We start from the raw sequence: 23,726 nt of genomic DNA on the forward strand, positions 1-23,726 counted from the left end.
GCGATCATCCGGCAGAGCCACTTTGCGATGCGTTGACGACCCCGCCTGTGCGTCAGCCGCCTGTCTCGGCCGCTTCGGTCTGCTGCTCGACCTGCCGTCGCCGCCCGCTTCGTCGCCCGCCCAACTGCTCGACCGGAGGGAACAAATCGACGTTCCGTGCTCTGGCGCCGCACGCTGGTAGATGCAGAATGAGCCGGTGGAGCCGTTACGGGTGCTGGTCGTGGACGATCATCCGATGTTCAGGTACGGACTGGTCAGGCTGCTTGACTCCTACCCCGACCTCGAGACCGCCGGGCAGGCGAGCAACGGGCGGGAAGCCGTGGAGCTCGCGGTCGAGCTACAGCCCGACGTCGTCGTCATGGACCTCAACATGCCCGAACTCGACGGCGTCGAGGCCACCCGCCGGATCACCGCGACCGCCCCGCACATCGGTGTCCTGGTGCTCACCATGCTGGACGACGACGAGACCGTCTTCTCCGCCATCCGCGCCGGCGCCCTCGGCTACTACCTCAAGGGCGCGGACCACGAGGAGATCCTCCGCGCCATCCGCGTCGTCGGGAACCGCGAGGCGATCTACGGCCCTGCCATCGCGCAGCGGATCCTGGCCTACTTCACCCGCGTTCCCCGCAGCGCCACCGCCTTCCCTCAGCTCACCGACCGCGAACGGGACGTGCTGCACCTCATCGCCAAAGGGCGGCGCAACGAGGAGATCGCCCAACGCCTCGTGCTCAGCCTCAAGACCGTCCGCAACCATGTCTCCAACATCTACGCCAAACTCCACGTGGCCGACCGGTCCCGCGCCATCGTCCGCGCCCGCGAGGCCGGCTTCGGCGACCCCCTGTAGCTCAGTCGTTCAGGCCGGACTCACGGGCCCTGATCATCGCCTGGGCTCGATCGGTGACGTGGAGTTTGGTGAGAATCGTGGAGACATGGTTGCGGACGGTCTTGTCACTGAGGAACAGGCGCCGGGCGATCTCGGTGTTGTTCAGCCCGTCGGCGAGCAGCCGCAGCACGTCCCGTTCGCGGTCGGTGAGGTCGGGGAACGGCCTGGTCGCGCGGTCGGTGGCAGGTGCGGTGCTGAAGTAGGCCAGGGCCCGCTCGGCGATACCGCGGCCGAACACGGCCTCGCCCGCGACGACCGCGCGGATGGCGCGGACGATCTGTTCCTGTTCAGCGCCCTTGACCAGGTAGCCACGTGCTCCTGCCTGCACGGCCGCGAACAGGGAGCCGTCCCTGTCGTCCATGGTCAGGACCAGGACGACGATGCCCGGCGCGATCGCGGCCAGTTCGCGGGTGGCCTCGATGCCGTGCAGCCCCGGCATATGCAGGTCCATGAGCACCACGTCGGCCTCCAACTCGACGGACCTGGCCACCGCGGCGGCCCCGTCAGCGGCCTCGCCGACGATGGTGATGTCCTCGACGTCGGCCAGCCCGGCGCGCAGGCCGTACCTGAAGACCGGATGGTCGTCGGCGATCAGCACGCGGATGGTCATGACGGCCTCGTCAGGGGCAGGGACGCGCTCAACAGCGTGCCACCGCCGGAAGGCGACTCGATCCCGCACCGGCCGCCCAGCTCCTGCACGCGCTCACACATGGAGGTCAGCCCGAGCCCGCGGGACTCGGTGGCAGCGGGCAGTCCGACACCGTCGTCGCGGACGCTGAGGTGCAGGGAGTCGGCCACGGTCGTGACCGCTACGACGCAGTGCGTGGCGGCGGCGTGCCGGGTCACGTTGGTCACCGCCTCCAGCACGATCCGGTAGACGGCCACCTCGACCTCGGGCGCCAGTGCGAGGTCGTCGCGCACTTCGACGCTGACCTCGACCTGGCCGCGGGCCGTGACCGTCTCGCCGTAGTGGCGTAGCGCCTTGGCCAGGCCGAGCTGGTCGAGCGAGGTGGGGCGCAGGTCGGCGAGCAGCCGTTTGACGTCTTCCAGCCCGCCCTTGACCTCGCTCTCCAGCCGGTCGAGCAGCTCGGCGGCCTCCGGTGAGGTGGCGGTGCGGCGGGCCGCGCCGAGCCCGAGCGCGACACCGGCCAGCGTGGGGCCGAGCTGGTCGTGCAGGTCGCGGCGGATCCGGTGACGTTCCTCCTCCCTGGCGACCAGGAGGCGGTCGCGCGAGCTGCGCAGCTCGTGCGCCAGCCGTACGGCATGCGCCGCCACACCCGCCTGGCGGACGAAATCCAGCAGCAACCGCTTGTCATCGGGGTCGGTGATCCGCGCGCCGATCGTGAGCACGCCGACCTCCACGCCCGCGTGCCGCAGCGGCAGTCGGTCGACGTCCGCGGTCGGAACGCCGTGGCTGGCGGTGGGCAAAGTGTCTCCTTCGAGCGTCACCGCGACGTACGGCCGGCGCAGCGCCTCGGCGACGGTGCGCACCACGATCGGCAGCACCTGTTCCGGCGCCAGCGCGACCGACAGCCTGCGCCCCAGGTCGGTCAGCGCCTGGTAGGGGTCGCGCCGCCGACCGTACAGAAGCCTGTCAACACCATGCTGTACGGCCGCGCGGGCCGGATCCAGACCCAGCGCGATCACCACGGCCGCGAGCACCGCGCCCACTCCAGGACCGCCCAGCGCCGACGACGCGAGCCCGACGGCCAGGCCGAACACCCCGGCGACCAGCAGCGTCAGCACCGCGTAGACCAGGGTGCGGTTGAGCAGCCGGTCCCCGTCGAACAACCGGTGACGCACCATTGCGATCCCGAGCCCGATGGGGAAGAACGCGGTGGCGATCAGATTGGGCAGCGGACCACCCGGAACCAGCGAGCCGGTCATCGCCAGCGTCACGGCGACGAAGAACCAGGCCAGCCTGCGCCGCTCGGACCCCGTCGCGCGGACCATCCGCACCGCGAGCAGGACGGCGCCGATCAATCCGCAGCCGAAGGCGGCGGCGAGCAGACCCTGCGCGATGGTGTCACCCACCTCTTCCCACGCACCACCGATGGCGAGCGGGTTGTGCCACCTCGGATCCAGTCCGGCCATGGGCGCGTCGAGAGTGAACGCGACCGCCGTGCCCAGCCCGGTGAACGTCGCCGCCGCCCATACCAGCGGTCGCCACCGCGCCCGTCCGTCGGGGAACAGCAGCGTGACCAGGCCGAAGAACATGGCGAAACCGGGAATCCAGGCGTAGGCGCCAATCCATGCGGCCGCCTGCGCGTCAGGCACCTGCTGCGTGTAGGCCCAGCCGAGCGTCGCCAGCCCCTCTGACTGGCCGATCACGACGAACACCCAGCCCAGCGCGTGCTGTGGAGTCCTGCGGACCACGATGGTTCCCACCGCGCCCGCCGACAGCCCGGCGATCGCACCTGCCAGGTTGTTGCCGTCGACGATCTCCGCCGTCGGCACCCTGGCAGCCGCGAGGAGGACGGCCGCCAGCGCGATCTCGACCACCACCGCGATCCCGAGCGCGGTGGCGACGGCTTTCACGGCGTCGCCGCAACCGGGCGCGCGCGAGCGATCGACAACGCCATCCAGCAGAAGACCGCCAGGGCGATCAGCGTGTAGGGGAAGGGCGGTCCGGCGAGGTCGACGATCTGGAAGGCGACCATCAGCGCGCAGGCCACCCGCGGAACCGCCCCGGACCGCCACAGGGCGATCATCATCGCCAGGATGCCACCGAGCGCACCGCCCATGAACATCACCGTGAACGCGGTCATCGGCGGCCCCGATCCCGAGTTGATCACTTCGGAATAGGCAGAGATATCGATCCTACCGCTGCGCCCAACGACGTAGCTGATCACTTCCACGCCCGAGATCACGACCTGACCGGCCCCGGCGCAGGTCAGCAGGATCGCGCCGGTCCAGGCCGGCCGGGGCGAGGCGCCGGCCAGCGTGCCCGCGGCGGCGGCGCGGCCCAGCGGCGTCCAGGCCTGCGGGGCTCGAACAGTCGTGGTCATGAGCCCATCTCCGTCCTGTCGATGTGATTCGAAGGGTGCCCCCGGACCGGTCCCGGGCGCATCGTCCCGGTGTCCCGGCCTCACCCGGGACATCCGGGGCGACGGTCCCGGCGGCGATCAGGACGCCTGCCTCTGGGCCGCGGGAACGCGGCCGCCGAAGGTGGAGGCATGTCTGATTCCCCGCTCAACCGCCACGACCCCCGATGGGATCTCGTGGTCCAGCGCAGCACCGTCGATCCCGCGTACCGGGAACGGCTGATGTCGGCTCCGCATGAGGCCCCGCAGGAGGCGGGCATCTCCGCGGACAGCACGGTGGACTTCACCTGGCTCCACGACCCAGGCGCGTCCTGACATGTCGGGCCAGTCTGGAAGAGGCCTGGCTGAATGGGCCGCGGCGCTGGCGGGCATGGCGATCGGCTGGGCGCTGGGCGGGACAGTGGCTTCTGGCCTAACGGCGGAAGTCACGTCCTTCTGGGCTCGCGGCCAGCTTGCCGGCACGTTGCTCCAGTACGGAGGCGCGGCGATTGGCGCGATCCTCGCCTACTTCATCGCCAGGAAAGTGCTGGGGAGATGAATCAGGCCCGCCGTACCTGACCGATCAGGTACGGCGGGCCGTCGTTCACGGGGCGTCTTCAGCCTCGACGACTTGGGCCTTGGCACGCTTGTAGCAGAAGCGCTCGAGCGGCGCACGCATGCGAGCCCGACATGAAGCCTCCTGCCGTCAGGGCCCTCCGATCGGTCGATGCGATGAGCCGCAAGGTGACTGTGCGTGGTGTGGGGTGTCGCCTCGTGTTCCCGGCGCTCATATGGGGAAGGAGGTAACACATCTACACAGGTAGATGCGGCTGCGGAACTCTTACCGATCTTTGTTGGGGATTCCTACGAGGCGACCGGTTCATCCCGGGTCCACCCGGCAAGTGATCGCCGTCAGTGAGCACCCTCAAGAAAGGCACAACCATGAGTGTGGGAAGCGGACCAGGCCGGAACCCCGGTGACAGCGGCCTTGGAGCGGCCTCGCGTCAGCATTTCAGCGAGACCAAGCCGGCGGTCAAGACCACCGAGTTCATCGCCTACCTGGCGGTGCTGGCGGCCATCGTGATCACCGCCTTCGCCGTCGGCGATGATGGTACCGGTCGCGACCCGTTCAACGCCGAGCAGGCCATCCGGTACATCACCTATCTGACCATCGGCTACCTGATCAGCCGCGGACTGGCCAAGGCCGGCAGCCGCGATCGCGACGGCTCCACCCGCTAAGCGAATGCCTGGGGGATTTCGCATCCGTCCGCTCGGGGGAGCGGTCGGATGCCTCATCATGATCATCATCTCGATCGTCGCCTCAATCCTGCTCACCGTGCTGGTGAACACCGTGTTTCGGTGAGCGGGACCACCTCACGAGATGGCAGGACAACACCCCACGGCAATGGCTGTTCGTGCAGGGAGCCCGGGCGTGCGTCGGCCGGCTCCCTGCCTCCACCCGCACGGCGCCGCCGGCTACTGTAACCGTCGTTTCACTGCTCCCGGAAGTGTGGCCAACGAGCCGAGCACGTCGCTGGAGGCCCAGTCGAAGATCCGCCAGTCGCGCAGGCGCATGAAGCCTTCCGACAGCGGGAGCGGCGACAGATCGATGGTGTTCATGTTGTGCAGTCCGGCCACTCCGGCCTTGATCAGCGCCTCCTTGCGCACCCACTGGCGGAGGAAGGCGCGATGTGGGTCGGGAGCGCTTTCGACGGCTTGGCGTTCGGCGCGGGTCAGCACGCGGGCCAGGACCTGCGGACCGGCCCGGGGCTGATCGAGGCGTTCGAGGTCGATGCCGACCGGGTGCAGGTGCGCGGCGGCCGCCACCGTCTGCCCCGCGTGCGACAGGCTCAGGTGAACCCCTGGGTGGTCGGGCAGGAACGGTTTGCCGTGCGGCCCGCCGCAGACGGTGCAGCGCTGGACGACGGCCAGACGCTCGGCAGGCACGTCGAGGAGCCGCGCGGCGCACCGGCGCAGGAGATGCCGCGCCGCCACGAATACCCGCCGGTCGGCTTCGGGGAGGATGGCCGCCGCTCGCTGACGTTCCTGTGTCGTCAGCAGGTCGTCGGCGTCGGGCGCGTCAGCGAGGATGTCCTGCGCTTGGCGTACCAGCACCACGGTCATGGATCAGGAAGATGCGGCCAGATGCCCGGCGAGGGTCCGGATGCTGGTGTGCCGGAACATGCTGTCCAGGCTCAGCTCGGGCGCGATGTCGCGGGTGATGGCGTGGTGTGCGCGGACGATGTCCATGGGATCCATGGCGGAGTAGTCGTCGGTGACCGTGAGCTGCTCACCTGCCAGTTTGCGCCAGACGCGCAGCAGCGCGGCCTCCAGATCGCCGGCCGGTTCGGGCGCTTCGGCCGCCTTGGCAGTGGCGATCGGGGCAGGAAGGGCCTTGCGGTCCACCTTGCCGTTGCGGGTCAGCGGCAGCGCGTCGAGGATCACGATGTGCCCCGGCAGCATATGGGACGGAAGCTTCGCGGCCAGGTGGTCGCGTAGCGTCTTGGCGAGGTCATCCGGGTCGGTCGTGTCCGCCGGCGTCGCGTAGGCGACGAGTCGCTTCTCGCCGCGCTGCGCGCCGATGGCTGTGACGACGGCACTGGTGACGGCATCGTGGTCGAGCAGCGCCGCCTCGATCTCGCCGAGTTCGATGCGATAGCCGTTGATCTTGACTTGGAAGTCTTCTCTGCCGAGGAACTCGATGCTGCCGTCTGGGAAGTACCGTCCCAGGTCGCCGGTGCGGTAGAGCCGCTGCCCGGTGTTGGGGTGGGTGATGAAGGCGCGGGCGGTCTTGTCGGGGTCGCGCCAGTAGCCCATGGCGACGCCGTGGCCGCCGACGTATTGCTCACCGGGCACCCAGTCGGGTCTGCGGCGCAGTGCCTCATCGAGGATTTCGAGGTGCTGGTTGGTGAGCGGTTTGCCGTACGGGATGCTCGGCAGGTTCGGATCGACGGTGTCGATGCGGTGCCAGATCGACCAGATGGAGGCTTCGGTGGCGCCACCGAGGCTGATGATGTCGATGTCGTGGTCGGCCAGGGAGCGGATGCGGGCGGGCAGGGTGACCGGGATCCAGTCGCCGCTCATCAGCACCAGGCGCAGCGTGGTGGCCAACCGCTGGCGGCGGCCTCGGGTGTAGCCGACGAGCATTTCCATGAGGGCGGGCACGGTGTTCCACAGGGTGACCTGGTGGCGTTCGATCAGGTCGGCCCAGTGCCAGGGGGCCCGCCCGGTGCCGGCGTCCGGCATGACGAGCGCGCCGCCGTGGGCGAACGGTCCGAACAGGTCGTAGACCGACAGGTCGAAGGTGAGCGGGGTGAGCGTCAGCATGCGGTCGACGGCGGTCACGCCGAAGCGCCGGTTGATGTCCAGGACGGTGTTGAGCGCGCCCCGGTGGTCGATCATGACGCCCTTGGGCAGGCCGGTCGATCCGGAGGTGTAAATGATGTAAGCGAGGTCGCCATGACCCTGGATTCGGCTGGGCTCGGGGGCGCCGTCGCCGTCCAGCAGGCTCTCGTCGAGAGCGATCGGCGTGACGTCCGGAGGCCAGGGCAGTTTCATGTCCAGGCCATGCTGGGTGAGCGCGAGTTTCACCCCGGCGTGCTGGAGCAGGTAGTGGAAGCGCTCTGCGGGCAGGTCGGGTTCGATGGGCACGTACGCGGCGCCGGATTCGAGGACGCCGAAGACGGCCAGCGGCTGTTCCCAACCCTTGTCCATCACCACGGCGACCGTCGTGTTGGGCCGGGCACCGAGTTCACGTAGCCGCGCGCCGAGGGTGGTCGCGCCCGCACGCAGTTCGCGATAGGTCAGCGTCCTGCCGTCGGAGATGACCGCGGGCGCGTCGGGGGTGCGGGCGGCTTGGGCCCAGAACGGTTCATGCAGCAGGAGCGGCGGAATGGCGGCGCTCGTGGCGTTGACCTGGTCCCGGACGCGGTGCTGATAGGGCGGTAGCCAGTCGCGGCCCGTCTCCTGCCATGCGGCGGGGTCGCTGGCGAGCTGTTCGAGTAACGCCAGGTGACCGTCGATGAGGTCGTCCAGCACGCGGCCGGGGAACAGGGTGTCGACGGCGTCCCAGGTGAGGACCAGGTCACCGTGCTCTTCGCGTACTTCGTGCGCAAGCTGGACCTGCGGGCGCTGATGGGAGGTGAAGCCGACCCGCCCCATGCCCAGAGCCCAGCCGTCGTCCGGGGGCGAGGTCAGCCGGTCGCAGAAGAGCACGGGTGCGAGGGCGGCGGTGGGTTGCCCGGTCGTTCGCGCGAGCTCGCGCAGTACGCGCAGACCGTCCGGCCGTTCCCGGGTCAACTGCGTCCGCACGGCCTGGGCCTGCTGCTGGAAGGGGATGCGCGGGTCGGCGTCGACGTCGAGGAGGGTCAGCTCGGTGAAGTCGCCGACCACTCTGGGGTGCCGGTTACGGCCGGCGACGGCCAGGGTGAAGCGGGGTTCCTTGGACCAGGCGGCCAAGGCCTGGTTCAGCGCGCAGGCCAGCACCGCGGCGGGCGCCAAGCCCGCCGCGTGTTCCTGGAGCGCATGCCAGCGAGGTCCCGGCAGGCGGCGCTGCCGTCGCACGCAGGTGGGCTGTCCGAGCAGGCGCGGCTCGACGGCCAGCGGGAGCTGGGGCGGCAGGGCCACAGGGGGTGCTTCCTGCACCGCTTCGGCTCGTGGGTCGGGACCGGGATCCACTTCCCCGGCCTCGCCGCGGTAGCAGGCGAAGATCTCCTCGCCGAGCAGTGCGAAGCCATCAGCGTCGGCGACCAGGACGTCCACGGCCACATGCAGGCGGCTGCGCCGCTCGTCCAGCCGTGACACGCGCGCCTCGAACAGCGGCCAGCGGGTGGGGTCGAAGGCCTGCGTGGTCATCTCGGTGCGGATGGCGTCGAGCCGTCTGGCCTCCTCCACCTGCGGCTCGAAGGCGGGCACGTCGGTCAGGACCTGTTGCCGCCCCTCGCCGGTGATGATGGTGCGCAGGGCGGGGTGCCGCTGGATCGCCTGCCGCCAGGCCTCGCTGTACCTGGTCAGGTCCAGGTCCTCGACGTCGGCTTCCAGGTAGTGCCGGGCGGCGGAGCCGCCCAGCTCGAACGCCGGGAGGCGGCCGAGCCAGTTCGCCTGCTGGGCGGGGGTCAACGCGCTCATGCCGCCGCCACCCCCTTGCGCTCCAGGGCGGCGCGGATGTCGCCGAGCGAGCGCATCGTGGTCATCTCAGCGTTGGTGAACCGGACGTCGAACTCGTTCTCGATCTCGATGAGCAGCGTGACGTGCCGCAGGCTGGTCCAGGTCAGGACGTTCTCGGAGCTGGATTCGTCGGTGAAGCTGTCGGCCGGCTGCTCCAGCACCGTGGCCAGGACGTCTTCCAAACGCATCGTCGTATTCCCTCGATCAGTAGCGGTAGTAGAGGAAGGGGGAAGGTCCACCGGCGAAGACCAGGCCCAGTGCGGCGATGACGGCGATGGCCACCGCCCAGGACAGGTTCGGCCGCCAGGCGACTGGCAGGCGCCACCGGCGCCCGGTCTCCTTCTGCTCCGACGGGATGGTGTGCAGCCCCACCTCATACCGGCCGAGGACCTCCTGGGTGTTGCGGGGGAAGAACAGCGCGATCGCACCCAGGAAGATCACCCACAGGACGGCCGGGACGACCGTCAGGCCGAACAGCACGCTGGTTCCGTAGAACTGCGTCACGCTCGCGCCGCCCGCGCCGAGACCGGCCATGGCCGCCAGGATCCGCGTGGCCGAGCCCGCGTCGGGAGCGCGCAGGTACACCAGGGAGGCGACCAGCGGCACCATCATCAGCAGCCAGCCCACCGGTGCCGGGATGCGCGGCAACCGCCTCTTGGCGGCGACTTCCCGCCAGGTGAGGTTGATCGACAGCGCGACCCCGTGGATGGCGCCGGAGATGATGAAGCCCCAGCCCGCGCCGTGCCAGAATCCGACCAGCACGAACGTGACGAACACCGGCAGGCAGATCACCGCCAGCAGGCGAACCCACTGCGGCCACTTGCGGCGCAGGCCGCGCCTCATCATGTTCGCCGTCATCGGGGTGTACACGTAACTGGTGAAGAATCGCACCATGGTCATGTGCCAGCGGCGCCAGAACTCCACCAAGCTGGTGGCCTTCAACGGCGAGTTGAAGTTGATCGGCAGCCGCACTCCGATCATGTATCCCAGTCCCAGGGCCATGTCGGAGTAGCCGGAGAAGTCGAAGTACAGCTCGAAGGTGTAGGCCAGGGCGCCGACCCACGCGCTGGCGGCCGAGACCGTCCCGCCCGCGCCCGCGGTGTCGAACATCGTGCCCACATAAGGAGCGACGCTGTCGGCCAGGACCGCCTTCTTGAACAGCCCCATCGCGAACATGGTCAGCCCCACGGCGAGGAACCTCGCCCCGGTTCGTTCTCGCACGGGCGTGTCGAGCTGCTTGAACACCTCTCCCTGGCGCACCAGCGGCCCGGCCGTGATGTACGGGAAGAACGTGCCGAACAGCAGGTAGTTCAGGAACGACAGGCGTTCGATCTGGCCGACGTAGGCGTCGAGCAGGAAGCCGATCTGGATGAAGGTGTAGAACGACAGCCCCACCGGATAGACGGCGGCCAGCGCGCGCAGGTCGGTGCCGAACAAGGCGTTGATGTTCTCGGCGAGGAAGCCGGTGTACTTGTAGAAGCCGAGCAGCAGCAGGTTGGCCACGATGCCGCCGACCAACACCCGCCTTCTGCCGCGGCCGCCTTCGGGCATCCGCCTCATCTGCCAGGCCAGCGCGAAGTTCATCACCACCGAACCGAGCAGCACCAGCACATAGCCAGGCCCCAGGGACCCGTAGAACACCAGCGAGGCGATGACCAGCCAGGCCAGCGCCGGTTTCTGGCTGGTGAACACGCGGGTCAGCAGGTAGTACACGGCCAGCACGAGCGGGAGGAAAACCAGCAGGAACGCATAGGAGGTGAAGGACATGACCTCAGACCCCCTTGTCCTTGGCCGGGATCAGGCCCACGACCTTCGACAGGCACGACGGCTTGGAATGGATCTGGTCGATGAAATCCGCCCCGACGCAGCCGAACCTCGCCGGATCGTAGCCGCCTACCGAGATCACTCCCCACCGCCTGCTCATATCCTGAGCGATCGATTCCAACGAGTTCAACGTCTTGCCGAACGGGCGCTTCTGAATCTCGGTGTAGAAGTCGGGATGGTAAGGCGTCTGCACTAAGATCACTCGTACACCTTTGCTCCGGAGAAAGCCGATCGCCTTACCCATGGCATCGACCAGAGCCGGATCGATCTTCGGTGCCCGGTCGCCGATCTTCAGTAGCTCTTTGCGGACGTTACCGTCGACGAATTTCTTCGTGTATTTGGCGAGGCTTTTCTTCGACCAGTGGATGGAACCGTCCGCCGCGATGACCTCGAGGGAGGGTTTCTGCATGAGGGTGGTCGGTCCCGGTTTCTCCGGCGCGGCCGCCACCTGCCGTGCCCGTTCGAACACGGCCGGGGCGTAGAAGAGGCCCGACCAGTTCTTGACGGGCATCGTGTCGAAATAGGAGTGCGGGGCGACACCCAGCCGGGCGGCCATGGCCCGGTACTCCCCGGACCACTCCTGCCATTCGGCGGCCTCCCGTTCGGCGGGTGGCTGGAAACTGATGAATCGCAGGCTCAAGATCAAGGTTTTCGGCAGCCTGCCCGCGTGGTCCAGCATGTAGGCCAGCGCGAGAGCGTCCTCGGCCTGGTCATTGCTCACCCAGGCGTTGAAGAACCTCTGTCCGGGGAACAGGTCGGCGTGCGCCTCCCACCAGCGGCTTCCGCCGAACACGACCACGTCGGGGGTGGCCTTCATCTGGTAGATCTGCTCGCGGCGCAGCGCCCGCCAGTTGATGTTGGTGTCGTAGTTGGCGTAGTTCTGCCCCTGCACCAGCATGCCGGCGACCTCGCGGAGCTGACTGCGATCGTAAGCGAGCGGATTCAGCCGGTAATTCCACAGGCCGATCCCGGCGAACAGAAAAGCCGCCAGACCGATCGTTAACACAGTGAAGAAACGGTAACGTGGGCGCGTGTCGACGTCAGCGGGCATGGCCGGATCAACCCCCGGGCTCCTGTGCACATCACGATAAGATCGAATCCGTACTCGGCCCCCGCCTTAGAGCCGGGTCTCATCGCTACCTGCGTGCAGGATCCGCGACGTAAATGAGAACTGTCAAGACTCGTGAGACGTTTTCACATAACGGACATTCGGTGTTGCGGACCGACCCGGGACAGAGCCAGCAAAACGAATTCAATCGAGCCCGAAACCGTGGATAGTGCACTACTCCGAAAAACCTTCTCCACATTACCGATATGAAAGAGGGGAATTGCTCGTGCCACATTTCCTCTTCGGGACAGCGACGTGAGTGCTCTGTGGCGGGTACACGGCCGCCTGCTGCCTGACGCCGAGCCGCGCGCGTTCTTCGTCGCAGGCAGGCACGTCACCTATGAGCCGGTGACCGAGGCGGAGACCCTCGTGGACGGCGGCTGGATCATCCCGGGGCTGGTCGACGCGCACTGCCACATCGGCCTGCGGACCGGCGGCAGCGCCGTCACCACCGCCGAGGAGGCCCGATCTCTGGCGGCCGTCGACCGCGACACCGGCGTGCTGGCGATCAGGGACACAGGCTCGCCCAGGGTCTTCCCCGAGCTGGACCTTCTTCCTGACATGCCGCGCGTGATCCGGTCCGGCCGACATCTCGCGCCTCCGGGCGGCTACCTGCCCGGCATTGCCGTCGAATGTCCCTCAGCCGAACTGCCCGCCGCCGTGGCCGCTCAAGCAGCCCAAGGTCATGGGTGGATCAAGTTGGTCGCCGACTGGATCGACGAGGCCTCCGGTGACCTCCTTACCCGCTGGGAGCCCGCCTCGGTGAAGAGCGCCGTCCAGGACGCGCACGCCCTGGGCGTCAGAGTCGCCGCGCACACGTTCAGCGAGGAAGGCGCGGCCATGATGGTCGGGGCGGGCGTCGACTCCATCGAGCACGGCCCCGGCCTGTCGACCGAACTGCTGGAGGAGATGGCCCGGTCGCGCATCGCCCTTGTCCCCACGATGAACGCGATCGCCACCTTCCGCTCCATCGCTGCGGTAGCGGAGGCCCGTTACCCACGTTATGCCGCGCATCTGCGCGAGCTGAGCACCGGTTTCGGCTCACTCGTCCGTACTGCTCACGAAACCGGCGTCCCCATCTACGTGGGGACCGACGCGGGCTGCGACGTTCGCCACGGTCTCATCGCCCAGGAGATGCTCACGCTTCACCGCGATGCCGGCTTAAGCGCGGCGCAGGTCCTGGGGGCGGCCTCGTGGCGCGCCCGCGAATGGCTCGGGCTCGACCTCCTCGACGAAGGCGGCATCGCCGACTTCGTGGTCTACGACATGGACCCGCGCGAGGACCTTACGGCCATCAGGCACCCGCGGCTCGTCGTGCTCAACGGCATGGTCATCCGCTGAGCGGACGAGGCCGTGAGCCGATGACGGGCTTCGTAACCGGTAGTTCCACACGTGGTGATGCGGTCGTTCCTGCCCGGGCTCACGGCGCGGCGGCGAGCGGAAAGACGTCGATCAGCTTCTTGTTGACGAACTCCTGGATGCCGAGCCAGGACAGCTCCCGCCCGTAACCGGACCGCTTGATGCCACCGAACGGCAACTCGGGCGCGGTCCAGGTGGGATGGTTGATGAAGACCATGCCGCTCTCGATGCGGTCGGCGATCTCCTTGCCGTGCTCGATGTCGGAGGTGAAGACCGCGCCACCGAGCCCGAAGCCGGTGTCGTTGGCGATGGTGATCGCCTCATCCTCGTCCCGGACGCTGAAGAACATCGCCACTGGGCCGAAGAGCTCCTGGCCGTAGACCGGGTTGTCACGGGTCACGTCGGTGAGGATCGTCGGCTGGACGAACGCTCCGGTCTCCGGCACCGCAGGGCCGACCTCGGTCGCCCGGGCACCGTGCTCGACCGCCTCGGCCACCTGCGCCTTCAGCTTGTCGGCGGCCGACTGGGACGACATCGGCGGCAGGGTGGTCCGCTCGTCCATCGGGTCCCCGGGGACCAACCCGCTTACCGCCGCGGTGAACTCCTCGAGAAACTTGTCGGCTATCTGCTCGTGGATGAGGAGCCGCTTGGTGGCCACGCAGCACTGCCCGCAGTTGTTGAGGCGGCCCCACACGGCCCAGTGGACCGTCGGACCCAGATCGGCGTCGGGCATGGCGATCAGCGGGTCGCTGCCGCCCAGTTCGAGGGTGGTCTTCTTGAGCGCCTTGCCGGCGCGCGTCGCGACGACACTGCCCGCCTGCTCGCTGCCGGTCAGGGCCACCCCCATCACGCGCGGATCGTCGATCACCTTCCCGACCTGCTCCTTGGTGATGAAAAGGTTGGTGTAGACGCCGTCCGGCGCACCGGCCTCGCGGTAGAGATCCTCGAAGGCCAGCGCGCACCGGGGAACGCCCGACGCGTGCTTGACCATGACGACGTTGCCCGCCATCACGTTGGGGACCGCGAATCGCGACAGCTGGTAGTACGGGAAGTTCCAGGGCTGCACCCCGAACAGGACACCTAGCGGGCTGCTGACGACGACCGCCTCGCCCTCACGCGTGTCGATCGGGACCGGCTTGAGGAAGTCCTCGGCGTTGTCGGCGTAGTAGTCGAAGATGTCCGCGCTCAGGAGCACCTCTTCGAGGCTCTCGCCGATCAGCTTTCCCATCTCCAGGGTCATCAGGCGGGCGAACTCGTCCCGTCGGTCGCGCAGGATCCGGGCCGCGCGTCTGGTGACGGCCGCTCGCTCGTCGAAGCTTCGCCGACGCCACTCCTCATACGCCGACTGAGCACGTGACAGGGCGTCCTCGAGTTCTGCGTCGGGGATCTCCTCGAACGTGGCGATGACTTCGCCATTGTAAGGATTGACTGATTGATAAGGCATGATTCCCCCCTGAATATGCCTAATTAGGTTTTATGCCCGTCTTGCCGATGGCCGAAACGTTGCGAGGGGAGCCGAAGGAGCATACGGATCTCCTCCTGGACGGTGTCCGGATCGCGGCTCGCGTCGACGACGAAGACCGGAGCCTTGCGCCGGAGCCGGTCCAGCAGGGCGGCGATGTTCTCCCGGTGGTCATCGATCCGGGCAGTGAGCGCCTCCGGGGTGTCGTCCTCCCGCGCCTCGAGGCGACCGCCGCAGGAGTCGCAGACGCCCTCGCGCCGGGGCCGGCCCCCGATGAGGTTGTAGTCGAGGCCGCAGTCGCCGCACATCCGTCTGGACAGCGCACGGTCGCGAGCCTGCGCGTCAGGCACGTCGAGGCAGATGACGGCGTCGACGTCGTACCGCTCGAGGAAGAACTCCGCCTGCCGCCGGTTCCGCGGGAATCCGTCGAGGACGAACCCGTGGTTCCAATCGTGCTGCTCCAGGCGTTCACGGATGATCCCTTCCACGAGGGAGTCATCGACGAGCCGACCGGCCGCCATGGTCTCCCGTACGCGTGCGCCGATCTTGGTGTGGTGGCCCACATGCCACCGGAGGATGTCCCCCGCGCTGATCCGCACGAGATCGAAGTCCCGGGTCAGCATGGCGGCGTGGGTGCTCTTACCGCTCCCCAGCACCCCTACCAGCAGATACTTGCGCACCGTAAGACCATCACACACTCTGTGTATCGCGCGCCAGGAGGGCGCCCGGCGAGGGGCGGCGAGAATCCGCTCGTTTGCGCCGCGTGAGCCCGGGGAAGGGGGCGTTATGGCGGCCTTGGAACCGGTCCGCGCACTGCGCACATCAACATCATTCAAGGCCGACACCGAAATCGCCGTCATCGCGGCGGAGGTACGTGCCGCGCAGCGCAAGTACACCGACATCGAGGTCGCGGCCGCCCACCTGCACGGAATGCTCGACGAGGTGAAGTGACCTCCGAAGAGGTGCAGAGATGTCCACCGACAGGCCAGAACCGCAGCGGCCGCGCAAAGTCGTGCTGGGGCCCTGCTCCAGCCACGCGGCGGCCCAGCACACGGTGGACGTCCTGGCCGAGCACGGATTCCCGGTCGAGCGACGGTCACCCGCCGCGGTCCCCGCGGTCGTGGCCGACCCGAGAACGGCGGTGACTGATCATGACACAGCGAACTTTCCGTAATCGCCGGGACGCGGGGCGTGCCCTGGCCGATCTGCTCGAATCGTACGCGGAGCGTGATGACGTCCTGGTCCTGGCGCTCCCGCGCGGCGGGGTTCCGGTGGCCTACGAGGTGGCCGTCGCCCTGCGCGCGCCGCTGGACGTGTTCACCGTACGCAAACTCGGTGTTCCCGGCCGCGAGGAGCTCGCCATGGGCGCGATCGCCGGCGGTGGCGTGATCGTACTGAACGAGGACGTCGTGGCTGGCCTCGGGCTCGAAGAGGAGACCATCCGGCGGGTCGCCGAGCGAGAAGGTCGTGAGCTGGCACGCCGGGAGCAGCTCTACCGCGAGGGCCGGCCCATGGCGGACCCCGCCGGCCGTACCACCATCCTGGTCGACGACGGCCTGGCGACCGGGTCGAGCATCCGAGCCGCGATCCTGGCGTTGCGGCGGATGAAGCCGGCCCGCATAGTCGTGGCGGTTCCGGCGGCTCCGGCCTCCACGTGCGAGGAGCTCCAGCTCGAGGTGGACGAGGTGGTCTGCGCCACCACGCCGTCGCCGTTCTTCGCCGTCGGCCGTTCGTACTGGGACTTCGCCCAGACCACCGACGAGGAGGTACGGGACCTGCTCCGCGCGGCGGCCGGGCGCCGGCTCGGTGAACAGGGCCGGGACCTGCCCTCACCCGCGATGGTCATCCGCAGGGCGGCCATTCCGGTGCGGGAGGGCGTGCCGTCGGAGGACACCCTGTTCGACCTGGTGGGGGACGCGCGGCTCGTGCTGATCGGTGAGGCGTCGCATGGCACACATGACTTCTACGCGGCGCGGGCCGCCATGACCCGGCGGCTGATCGAGCACCGCGGCTTCCGCGGCGTGGCGGTGGAGGCGGACTGGCCGGACGCCTACCGGGTGAACCGCTACGTACGCGGACGGGGCGAGGACGCCACCGCGGAGGAGTCCATGCGGGGCTTCCAGCGCTTCCCGACCTGGATGTGGCGGAACACCGTGGTGCTCGACTTCGTCGGCTGGCTGCGCGAGCACAACGACCGGGCAAAGGACGACATGGACAAGACCGGCTTCTACGGCGTGGACCTGTACAGCCTGCGCCGGTCCATGGAGGAGGTCGTCGCCTTCCTCGAGCGCGTCGACCCGGACGCCGCCGCGCGCGCCCGGGAACGCTACTCCTGTTTCGACCACGCCAGCGGCGACGACGGCCAGTCATACGGGTTCGCCGCCGCCTTTGGCGCCGGGGAGTCGTGCGAGCGTGAGGTGGTCGAGCAACTGGTCGAGATGCAGCGGAACGCGCCCGAATACGCGAGACGGGATGGGATGCTCGCCGAGGACGAGCTGTTCTACGCCATGCGTAACGCGGTGACCATCCAGTCCGCCGAACGCTATTACCGCTCGATGTTCGGGGGCCGGACCTCGTCCTGGAACCTGCGCGACCGGCACATGGTCGACACGATCGAGGCCCTTGCCGACCACCTGGGGCGTACGGCGGGGGAGCCGGCCAAGCTCGTCGTCTGGGCGCACAACTCCCATCTCGGCGATGCCCGCGCCACTGAGATGGGGACGCGAGGCGAGCTGAACGTCGGCCAGCTGATCCGCGAACGCCATCCCGGCGAGTGCCGGCTGATCGGTTTCACGACCTTCACCGGCACCGTCACCGCCGCCGACGACTGGGGCGCGCCCGCCGACCGCAAGGTCGTCCGGCCGGCCCTGCGGGACAGCGTGGAAAACCTCTTCCATCACGTGCGCGACAAGGAGTTCCTCCTCCGGTTCGACCACATGGAGGACGACGTGATGCGCACCGCCCGGCTGGAGCGGGCGATCGGCGTGGTCTACCGGCCACAGACCGAACGGCAGAGCCACTACTTCCGCGCGCGCGTGGCGGACCAGTTCGACGCCGTCATCCACATCGACGAGACGCGAGCCGTCGAACCGCTCGAGCGCACCGGCAGATGGGAACGCGGCGAGGTTCCTGAGACCTATCCCTTCGCGGTCTGAGGACCGGCCGCGGGTCAGGACCCGTCACGCGGTGAACGAACTGGCGACCGCCGCGAGCTCGTCTAACGTCTGGTACGTCTCCTCGGCCGGCAGCGTGGGCAGATCGAAGAGCACTTGGTCGACGCCGGCGTCGGCGAGCCGGGCGACGGCCTCACGCTCGCCCGGCACGGCGTAGACGAACACGGGGACCCGGCCCCGGCCGGCCTCCACGGCGCGTCGCTCCAGCGCGGCGATCCTGCGGGCGATCTCCTCGGGCCCCAGCCCGTACGTCGGCATCCAGCCGTCGCCGTACTCCAGCGTGCGGTCGAGCGCCTTCGGCCCGTTGCCGCCCACGACGATCGGCGGATGCGGGCGCTGTACGGGCTTGGGCCAGCAGAAGATCGGGTCGAAGTTCACGAACGTCCCGTGGTACTCGGCCTGGTCCTTGGTCCAGATCTCCTTCATCGCCTGGACCCGCTCGCGCAGCAGCGTCATCCGGGTCTTCGGATCGGTGCCGTGGTTTCGCATTTCCTCCAGGTTCCAGCCGGCCCCGATGCCGACGGCGACCCGGCCGGCGGAGACGTGGTCGAGGCTCGCGATCTCCTTGGCGGTGGTGATGGGATCCCGTTCGACGAGCAGGAGGATGCCGGTGCCGAGCCGGAGCCGCTCGGTCACCACGGCCGCCGCTGTGAGGGTCACGAACGGGTCGAAGGTCCGGTAGTACTTCCGCGGGAGCCCGTCGCCCTCGGGCCATTGCGACTCGCGCTTGACCGGGATGTGGGTGTGCTCGGCGACGAACAGCGACGCGAAGCCGCGCTCCTCCAGCGCCTCCCCGAGCCGTGTCGGTGCGATGCCCTCATCGGTTACGAACGTCGCGACCCCGAACTCCATCTGGCCCCCAGTTGTCCTCTAGAGCGACTCATTCCAACGCGGGCTCATCGGCAAACGGGGGAGTGGAGTCCGGATCCTCGTTGTCCCTGGAGACTGCCCCTGCGAACGTCGCGGCGTCAATCGCATCACGCGGCCGTCGTCACGGCCCGCCGACCGCCGGCAGGTGCGGAACCGACGCACGGCGCTGTTCCGGGCTGGTCGTGACCCGCCGGCGCGGCTGGTCGCTGTCCAAGCGTGCCGGTCGGCTGTCGCGGCGCCCTTCGAGGATGGCCCTGACGCTCATGGCGCCGCAGTTGGGACAGATGATCTCGTCGCCGGTGGGGGGCAGAACCGGAACACCGTCGAGCCGGTAGAAGGCGAACGTCGCGCCGACGTCGTCGCTCACGTACTGCACGTCGTAGTCGGCCGTCCACGTGTGCCCGCAGCGCCCGCAGATGAACCTGTAACGTTCCACGGCGATCTCGACCAGCATCGTCATCGCCGTCACCCCCGGCGCTTCGTGGACTTTCCCTTCATCGTTCCCGCCAGCGGCTCTCGCGCACGCGCCGCGACGTTTCTTGACCGTGCCGGATCCGGGCTCACTACCTGGATTAGGGATGTGGCGCCCGGCCGCGGCGCATAGCGTTCCAGCCATGGAAACAGTTGCGGATCATGTGAACACCGCCCGCGTGTTCGTCTCCGAGGCGCTCGCCCTGGACCCCAGGATGAGCCACGAGAAGCTGATGGCGGCGCAGGCTGAGGCCACGCTTGCCGTCGCGGTGGCCCTGGACGGCATCGCCGCGGCGATCCGTGAGGGCAAGGGCCACTGACGTCCGCCCGCTGAGGTGGGGCCGACCGCGCCATCCCCGCCGCCCTCGGGGAAGGTGCGCCCCTGCGGGACCAAGGTGATCCTCTACTGGCGGCCGACCGTACAGGGCTGGAACGACAACCCCGGCACCATGGCGGGCGTGCTGGAGGTCGGCCGGCACCTGGACGCCGCGGTGTTCACCGGCTTCCACGCTGCGCGCGTCCGGCTGCTCGTGCGCGAGGACGCGCTGTCCAGGAACATGTCCCGCTACCTGGCCGTCGAGATCGAACGGCACCCCACACCGAGGTCCGGGAGCTGATGGGGGAAGACAGTCTCGCCGTGATCATCGCCGAGAACAACGTCACCGGCGAGCGAAGCGGGTGAACGCGGCGGTCGGTGAAGGCGCCATGGCCGTACGGCCGGTCCACGACTACCTCCAGGCTGGAGAGTGACTCCGGGCCGGAAGGAAGGAGACCTTCATGGTTCTCATGGCGGTGTCGAGATTCGAACGCTTCTTCCGCAGCGCCGCAGGTGTCGACGTCGACAAGGACGACCTCCGGCGCTACAGCGACTTCGTGAACGACAAGGTCTACGACCTTCTGGTGATCGGCCAGGCCCACGCCAAGGCGAACCGTCGCGACATCATCGAACCCTGGGATCTACCCATCACCAAGGGCCTCCAGGAGAGCATCCACCGGTTCCGCCGGCTTGATGAGGACATCGAGCTGGAACCCATCCTGGAGCAGCTTGCCGCGCTGCCTCCGCTCGACCTGTCGGCCAGCGAAGAGACCGTCGGCCGCTTGCCCGAGATCGTCGGCGGCCTGTCAGTGGCACTGGCTCAGACTTTCAAGATCGTGGATCCGGACGTGATCAACCCCGCGACTGAGCAGTGGGAGCGCACGATACGTGTCTTCGACCTGCTGCTCTGAGGCGGTCCGTCATCCATCCCGGCCGGCTCAGCTGGTGCCCGGCGACCGGCCACCGCCGCGAGTGCGCACGCCATCACCGCGGTCAGCCCGGGCGAAGGCCGGTCGCCGTAATGGCGCGCCCATCGCCGGAAGGTCCCTATCAAGGGGGGTGATGATCATGGGCGACGCTCGCGAACTCAAGGACAAGCTGTTGGAGGCCTTCAACGCCCACGATCTGGATCGTATTCTTCAGTGCCATAGCCAGGACGGGGTCCTGGTGACCCCAGAGGGCGTCGCGGAAGGACACGACCAGATCGCCTCGTTCTACGAGGAGGTCTTCACAGGGTTTCCGGACCTGCGCATGACGGTCTGGCACACAGTGTTGTGCGCCGATCCCGCGGTGACCGAATGGACGCTCACCGGCACGCATAACGGGTCTTTGGTGCTGCCCGGCGGGGGTGTGCTGGACCCAACCGGCCGTCCCGTCGCCGTTCGCGGCACCAGCACCTGCTCCGTGGGCGACGACAAGATCATCAGTCATCGGATCTACTACGACCAACTGGAGCTGTACAGCCAGCTTGGTGGCGAACTCGTCTTCGACGATCGCTCATCATCCGCAGGCGAGGGACCGCCATCGCCCGGCGACTGAGAATTCGATGTGGCCACCCGTTCGGCGTGGCCGTCGGGCGCCTCCGCGGGCATCCGCCGGTCACTCCGCTGGCGGTGGTCCGCCGCCGGTACCGCGCCCGACGGACGGTTCCTGATCAGCCAGCCGCTGAGACCATCGCGCGACGGCCAGCGCGGCGACCAGCAGCAACGCCACGCCGGCGTAGACGGCCAACTCGATCCACTGCGCGCGGCTCTCGGCCGCGGTCATGGACACGGCGAGCCGGACGACCACCGACAGGATGTGCCGGACCACCGCGATGACGCCCACGATGATGAAAGGTTCCAGCTCGAGCCGCCCGCCTTCGAGATGCGCCAGAACGGTGACGAAGATCTCCAGAATGATGAGGACGAGAAGCAGTTCTTCGATGACGATGACAATCTTGGTCGTCCACGGTCCGGAGCTCTGCGCCACTGTGATCCACATCAAGACGATGACGGCCGCTGCGACGACGAGCAGCATGAGCGAGACCAGATAGAGAACCACACCCTCGGCCCAAACGAGGAAGCGCAGCATCTTCTGCTGCGACCCGTTCCGCATGATCGCGGTCACCCGGGAACCCCGCCCGCCCCTGGGTTGCCCGCCCTCCATGGCCTCGCCGCTCTCTTGGACGCTCACACGGCCGGAATGCCGTGGAGGATGACCGCGCCTCCGATGCCGCGACCCGCCAATCGCCGTTCCCAGCGCGCCGGTATGCCCCGACAGGAGGTTAGATACCCGTCCCGCCATCGGGGCCGTATCCGTACCGCACCCTTTGCCGTGCTTTCGCCCAAGACGTGACAGCTCGTTATGAACGGATCAGCTCAAGGGTCTGCCCAGCCAACGGCTCTGGCATCGCCTGTTTGTCCTTGTCCAGGCCGAGGGTGAAGCTGTCAGGGCGGGCAGGTCATCGGCGCGTACTGTGCTGATCGTTACCGCGACGGCCGCGGGGGCGCGTCGGCGCCGATGTCCATGCCGAGGGCCAGGTCGTCGACGAGGATGGGTCGTCCGGTGACGAGCGACTGGTTGGCGGCGATGCCGACCGCGACCGCCCGCAGTCCGTCGAGGTGGTCCGCGGCGCGTCTGAGCGGGTCGGCTCCGACCCGGAGATCCCGGCGGAACAGGTCCTTCAGCAAGATCGCATCACCACCGCCATGCCCCCCGATGCCGTCGGGGATGGCCACCTCTTCGGCCCGATGCCAGTGTCGCTGGACGACCAGGTGCTCACCTTCGGGGCGCAGAGGATCCTGCACGAAGCCTCCTGGCATGGCCGAGGGATCGAGGAGGGCGTTCCCGTCTTGGTCGAGGTCGATGAATCCGCGTTCCACGACCTGGAGTTCGGCACGAGCGGTAGTTCCGTTGACCGAGACTCGGTAGCCTTCCCAGGGGCTGTGTGCGTTGAGTGAGTAGGTCAGCGTAGCCCCGCGGCGGTAGTCGACGATGACGGCCATGTTGTCTTCGATCGTGATGCCGGGCGCGAACGGGTCCTGGTCGCGCCGGTAGCCGTCGTGGTGCTCGGCCTGGAGATACAGGGCGTCCAGGCGCGGATCCGCGCGCAGGTCCAGACAGAACGGGTCACCCTGGGTGCCCGTGCCGCGCTTGGGCCGCCCGCTCATTCCTCTTGCGGCGGCGTTCTTGTCTCCGTAGAAGCGAAGCGCGCCCGAGGCGTAGACCTTGGCGGGTACGTCGCCGATCCACCAGTTCACCAGATCGAAATGATGGCTCGCCTTGTGCACGAGTAGCCCTCCGGAATTGGCCTTCTCGCGGTGCCAGCGGCGGAAGTAGTCGGCTCCATGCATGGTGTCCAGCGCCCACTCGAAGTGCATGCTCGTCACCTCGCCGATCGCTCCGGAGGCGATGACGTGCCGCAGCATCGAGTTACGTGGTGCGTAGCGGTAATTGAACGTGACCATTACGTCGCGGCCGGTGTCCGCGACGGCCTGCGTGATCGCCCGGCATCCGTCCTCGTCGGTTGTCAGGGGCTTTTCAACAATGACGTCCGCGCCTGCGCGCAGCGCGCGGTCGGCGAGTTCGGCGTGTGTGTGGTCCACGCTTGTGATGATCACCGTATCGGCCCGCTGCTCGGCGACCATCACCTCGAGCTCGTCTGGGGTGTAACGCGGCAATCCCGCAGGCCTGCCGAGTCCCAACGCGCGGCCTGCCTCGGCGTCGTACCAGTCCATGCGAGCTGGGTTCGGGTCGAGCCACGCGACGATTTCGCCTACGTCAGCGTGCTCGCCTGTCAACGCCGCGACGTACATACCGGCCCTGTGGCCGGTGCCGGCCATGGCGTAGCGGTGGCGGGGGCGAGAGGGGGGCGGGTCGACGAACTGCGGCACCACACCGGTGCCTGCCCTGGTGCTCACGCTGGATGCCCCTCATCGTAGATAGATCGGATGTGTTAGGACCCTATGACGGTATTTCCGGTCCAGACCAAGGTCAAGAGGGCCCATAGATCCGAGCGCTGTCGGCCAGGTCACGCAGAACCTCGTCGTACCACCGCAGCCGCTCCTGTGCCTCCAGGTGCGAAGTCAT

24 protein-coding genes are annotated in these 23,726 nt (G+C 68.2%); 10 read left to right on the forward strand and 14 right to left on the reverse strand.

Translation table 11 applies throughout. The features are described 5' to 3' along the window. The first annotated feature begins 181 nt into the window (after positions 1-181). A complete protein-coding gene (locus ABD810_RS19300) occupies positions 182-844 on the forward strand; it encodes a response regulator (protein WP_344941739.1) in 663 nt (220 codons plus the stop codon). Position 845: 1 nt separating this feature from the next. On the opposite strand, the gene ABD810_RS19305 is transcribed toward ABD810_RS19300, so the two are convergent. Genes ABD810_RS19305 through ABD810_RS19315 form a run of 3 tightly spaced genes read right to left on the reverse strand, consistent with a single transcriptional unit; the run spans position 846 to position 3,891 of the window. Next, positions 846-1,493 (reverse strand): response regulator, encoded by a 648-nt coding sequence (locus ABD810_RS19305; protein ID WP_344941742.1) that lies wholly within the window; start codon positions 1,491-1,493, stop codon positions 846-848. After that, on the reverse strand, positions 1,490-3,421 hold the full coding sequence (locus tag ABD810_RS19310) for a histidine kinase (RefSeq protein WP_344941745.1): 1,932 nt from the start codon (positions 3,419-3,421) through the stop codon (positions 1,490-1,492). Before ABD810_RS19310 ends, ABD810_RS19305 begins: the two co-directional genes overlap by 4 nt. Beyond that, the gene (locus ABD810_RS19315) at positions 3,418-3,891 is read right to left on the reverse strand and encodes a hypothetical protein (RefSeq protein WP_344941748.1); all 474 of its coding nucleotides are present in this window, start codon (positions 3,889-3,891) and stop codon (positions 3,418-3,420) included. The genes ABD810_RS19310 and ABD810_RS19315 overlap by 4 nt, the downstream gene beginning before the upstream one ends. 168 nt (positions 3,892-4,059) lie before the next feature. On the opposite strand from ABD810_RS19315, the gene ABD810_RS19320 reads away from it, so the two are divergent. Further along, on the forward strand, positions 4,060-4,242 hold the full coding sequence (locus tag ABD810_RS19320; protein WP_344941751.1) for a hypothetical protein: 183 nt from the start codon (positions 4,060-4,062) through the stop codon (positions 4,240-4,242). A gap of 606 nt (positions 4,243-4,848) precedes the next feature. Continuing rightward, positions 4,849-5,145 (forward strand): hypothetical protein, encoded by a 297-nt coding sequence (locus ABD810_RS19325; RefSeq protein ID WP_344941754.1) that lies wholly within the window; start codon positions 4,849-4,851, stop codon positions 5,143-5,145. Positions 5,146-5,382: 237 nt separating this feature from the next. Here the strand turns inward: ABD810_RS19325 and ABD810_RS19330 are convergent, their stop codons facing one another. The 5 genes from ABD810_RS19330 to ABD810_RS19350 are packed head-to-tail and all read right to left on the reverse strand — an operon-like array spanning position 5,383 to position 11,947. After that, complete coding sequence (locus tag ABD810_RS19330) at positions 5,383-6,030, reverse strand: 4'-phosphopantetheinyl transferase family protein (RefSeq protein WP_344941757.1); 648 nt, start codon at positions 6,028-6,030, stop codon at positions 5,383-5,385. Positions 6,031-6,033: 3 nt separating this feature from the next. Then, a complete protein-coding gene (locus ABD810_RS19335) occupies positions 6,034-9,033 on the reverse strand; it encodes a non-ribosomal peptide synthetase (RefSeq protein ID WP_344941760.1) in 3,000 nt (999 codons plus the stop codon). Further along, positions 9,030-9,260 carry an acyl carrier protein gene (locus ABD810_RS19340; RefSeq protein WP_344941763.1) on the reverse strand — a complete coding sequence of 77 codons (231 nt, stop codon included), beginning with the start codon at positions 9,258-9,260 and terminating at the stop codon, positions 9,030-9,032. Before ABD810_RS19340 ends, ABD810_RS19335 begins: the two co-directional genes overlap by 4 nt. 16 nt (positions 9,261-9,276) lie before the next feature. After that, entirely contained in the window at positions 9,277-10,839 is a 1,563-nt protein-coding gene (locus ABD810_RS19345; RefSeq protein WP_344941766.1) for an MBOAT family O-acyltransferase, read from the reverse strand. 4 nt (positions 10,840-10,843) lie between these two features. Beyond that, entirely contained in the window at positions 10,844-11,947 is a 1,104-nt protein-coding gene (locus tag ABD810_RS19350; RefSeq protein WP_344941769.1) for a hypothetical protein, read from the reverse strand. A gap of 312 nt (positions 11,948-12,259) precedes the next feature. Between ABD810_RS19350 and ABD810_RS19355 the strand changes: the two genes are divergently transcribed. Then, a complete protein-coding gene (locus tag ABD810_RS19355; RefSeq protein WP_344941772.1) occupies positions 12,260-13,345 on the forward strand; it encodes an amidohydrolase family protein in 1,086 nt (361 codons plus the stop codon). 79 nt (positions 13,346-13,424) lie between these two features. On the opposite strand, the gene ABD810_RS19360 is transcribed toward ABD810_RS19355, so the two are convergent. Both ABD810_RS19360 and ABD810_RS19365 read right to left on the reverse strand, forming a co-directional pair. Then, positions 13,425-14,807, reverse strand: coding sequence for an NAD-dependent succinate-semialdehyde dehydrogenase (locus ABD810_RS19360; protein WP_344941777.1), 1,383 nt, complete (start codon positions 14,805-14,807; stop codon positions 13,425-13,427). Positions 14,808-14,830: 23 nt separating this feature from the next. Then, positions 14,831-15,505 (reverse strand): adenylate kinase family protein, encoded by a 675-nt coding sequence (locus ABD810_RS19365; protein ID WP_344941781.1) that lies wholly within the window; start codon positions 15,503-15,505, stop codon positions 14,831-14,833. Between the two features lie 106 nt (positions 15,506-15,611). Between ABD810_RS19365 and ABD810_RS19370 the strand changes: the two genes are divergently transcribed. Together ABD810_RS19370 and ABD810_RS19375 are read left to right on the forward strand one after the other, a co-directional pair. After that, positions 15,612-15,776: a hypothetical protein gene (locus ABD810_RS19370; RefSeq protein WP_344941785.1), complete on the forward strand. Its 165-nt coding sequence runs from the start codon at positions 15,612-15,614 to the stop codon at positions 15,774-15,776. Positions 15,777-15,976: 200 nt separating this feature from the next. Further along, a complete protein-coding gene (locus tag ABD810_RS19375) occupies positions 15,977-17,980 on the forward strand; it encodes an erythromycin esterase family protein (protein ID WP_344941788.1) in 2,004 nt (667 codons plus the stop codon). 24 nt (positions 17,981-18,004) lie between these two features. Here the strand turns inward: ABD810_RS19375 and ABD810_RS19380 are convergent, their stop codons facing one another. Further along, positions 18,005-18,850 carry an LLM class F420-dependent oxidoreductase gene (locus ABD810_RS19380; protein ID WP_344941791.1) on the reverse strand — a complete coding sequence of 282 codons (846 nt, stop codon included), beginning with the start codon at positions 18,848-18,850 and terminating at the stop codon, positions 18,005-18,007. A 139-nt stretch (positions 18,851-18,989) separates the two neighbouring features. Continuing rightward, a complete protein-coding gene (locus tag ABD810_RS19385) occupies positions 18,990-19,328 on the reverse strand; it encodes a hypothetical protein (RefSeq protein ID WP_344941795.1) in 339 nt (112 codons plus the stop codon). Between the two features lie 154 nt (positions 19,329-19,482). Between ABD810_RS19385 and ABD810_RS19390 the strand changes: the two genes are divergently transcribed. The 4 genes from ABD810_RS19390 (at position 19,483) to ABD810_RS19405 (ending at position 21,194) form a co-directional block, all read left to right on the forward strand. Next, positions 19,483-19,659 carry a hypothetical protein gene (locus ABD810_RS19390; RefSeq protein ID WP_344941799.1) on the forward strand — a complete coding sequence of 59 codons (177 nt, stop codon included), beginning with the start codon at positions 19,483-19,485 and terminating at the stop codon, positions 19,657-19,659. Positions 19,660-19,713: 54 nt separating this feature from the next. Further along, entirely contained in the window at positions 19,714-19,956 is a 243-nt protein-coding gene (locus ABD810_RS19395) for a hypothetical protein (protein WP_344941802.1), read from the forward strand. A 160-nt stretch (positions 19,957-20,116) separates the two neighbouring features. Beyond that, entirely contained in the window at positions 20,117-20,566 is a 450-nt protein-coding gene (locus ABD810_RS19400; protein ID WP_344941804.1) for a DUF1931 family protein, read from the forward strand. Positions 20,567-20,717: 151 nt separating this feature from the next. Then, the gene (locus ABD810_RS19405; RefSeq protein WP_344941807.1) at positions 20,718-21,194 is read left to right on the forward strand and encodes an ester cyclase; all 477 of its coding nucleotides are present in this window, start codon (positions 20,718-20,720) and stop codon (positions 21,192-21,194) included. A 60-nt stretch (positions 21,195-21,254) separates the two neighbouring features. Here ABD810_RS19405 and ABD810_RS19410 read toward each other — a convergent pair whose 3' ends face one another. Further along, positions 21,255-21,764 carry a phosphate-starvation-inducible PsiE family protein gene (locus ABD810_RS19410; protein WP_344941810.1) on the reverse strand — a complete coding sequence of 170 codons (510 nt, stop codon included), beginning with the start codon at positions 21,762-21,764 and terminating at the stop codon, positions 21,255-21,257. Positions 21,765-22,123: 359 nt separating this feature from the next. Then, the gene (locus tag ABD810_RS19415) at positions 22,124-23,557 is read right to left on the reverse strand and encodes a Gfo/Idh/MocA family protein (RefSeq protein WP_344941813.1); all 1,434 of its coding nucleotides are present in this window, start codon (positions 23,555-23,557) and stop codon (positions 22,124-22,126) included. Between the last annotated feature and the right edge of the window lie 169 nt (positions 23,558-23,726).

This window comes from Sphaerisporangium flaviroseum (assembly GCF_039537005.1).
GTDB classification, from domain to species: Bacteria; Actinomycetota; Actinomycetes; order Streptosporangiales; family Streptosporangiaceae; genus Sphaerisporangium; species Sphaerisporangium flaviroseum.

Excerpts from the sequence above, each read along its gene's own strand:
- ABD810_RS19340 (WP_344941763.1), bottom strand. The coding sequence starts at position 9,260 with ATGCGTTTGGAAGACGTCCTGGCCACGGTGCTGGAGCAGCCGGCCGAC.
- ABD810_RS19350 (WP_344941769.1), bottom strand. The coding sequence starts at position 11,947 with ATGCCCGCTGACGTCGACACGCGCCCACGTTACCGTTTCTTCACTGTG.
- ABD810_RS19300 (WP_344941739.1), top strand. The coding sequence starts at position 182 with ATGCAGAATGAGCCGGTGGAGCCGTTACGGGTGCTGGTCGTGGACGAT.
- ABD810_RS19375 (WP_344941788.1), top strand. The coding sequence starts at position 15,977 with ATGACACAGCGAACTTTCCGTAATCGCCGGGACGCGGGGCGTGCCCTG.
- ABD810_RS19385 (WP_344941795.1), bottom strand. The coding sequence starts at position 19,328 with ATGACGATGCTGGTCGAGATCGCCGTGGAACGTTACAGGTTCATCTGC.
- ABD810_RS19330 (WP_344941757.1), bottom strand. The coding sequence starts at position 6,030 with ATGACCGTGGTGCTGGTACGCCAAGCGCAGGACATCCTCGCTGACGCG.
- ABD810_RS19305 (WP_344941742.1), bottom strand. The coding sequence starts at position 1,493 with ATGACCATCCGCGTGCTGATCGCCGACGACCATCCGGTCTTCAGGTAC.
- ABD810_RS19400 (WP_344941804.1), top strand. The coding sequence starts at position 20,117 with ATGGTTCTCATGGCGGTGTCGAGATTCGAACGCTTCTTCCGCAGCGCC.
- ABD810_RS19315 (WP_344941748.1), bottom strand. The coding sequence starts at position 3,891 with ATGACCACGACTGTTCGAGCCCCGCAGGCCTGGACGCCGCTGGGCCGC.
- ABD810_RS19380 (WP_344941791.1), bottom strand. The coding sequence starts at position 18,850 with ATGGAGTTCGGGGTCGCGACGTTCGTAACCGATGAGGGCATCGCACCG.
- ABD810_RS19390 (WP_344941799.1), top strand. The coding sequence starts at position 19,483 with ATGGAAACAGTTGCGGATCATGTGAACACCGCCCGCGTGTTCGTCTCC.
- ABD810_RS19345 (WP_344941766.1), bottom strand. The coding sequence starts at position 10,839 with ATGTCCTTCACCTCCTATGCGTTCCTGCTGGTTTTCCTCCCGCTCGTG.
- ABD810_RS19370 (WP_344941785.1), top strand. The coding sequence starts at position 15,612 with ATGGCGGCCTTGGAACCGGTCCGCGCACTGCGCACATCAACATCATTC.
- ABD810_RS19360 (WP_344941777.1), bottom strand. The coding sequence starts at position 14,807 with ATGCCTTATCAATCAGTCAATCCTTACAATGGCGAAGTCATCGCCACG.
- ABD810_RS19405 (WP_344941807.1), top strand. The coding sequence starts at position 20,718 with ATGATCATGGGCGACGCTCGCGAACTCAAGGACAAGCTGTTGGAGGCC.
- ABD810_RS19320 (WP_344941751.1), top strand. The coding sequence starts at position 4,060 with ATGTCTGATTCCCCGCTCAACCGCCACGACCCCCGATGGGATCTCGTG.
- ABD810_RS19335 (WP_344941760.1), bottom strand. The coding sequence starts at position 9,033 with ATGAGCGCGTTGACCCCCGCCCAGCAGGCGAACTGGCTCGGCCGCCTC.
- ABD810_RS19325 (WP_344941754.1), top strand. The coding sequence starts at position 4,849 with ATGAGTGTGGGAAGCGGACCAGGCCGGAACCCCGGTGACAGCGGCCTT.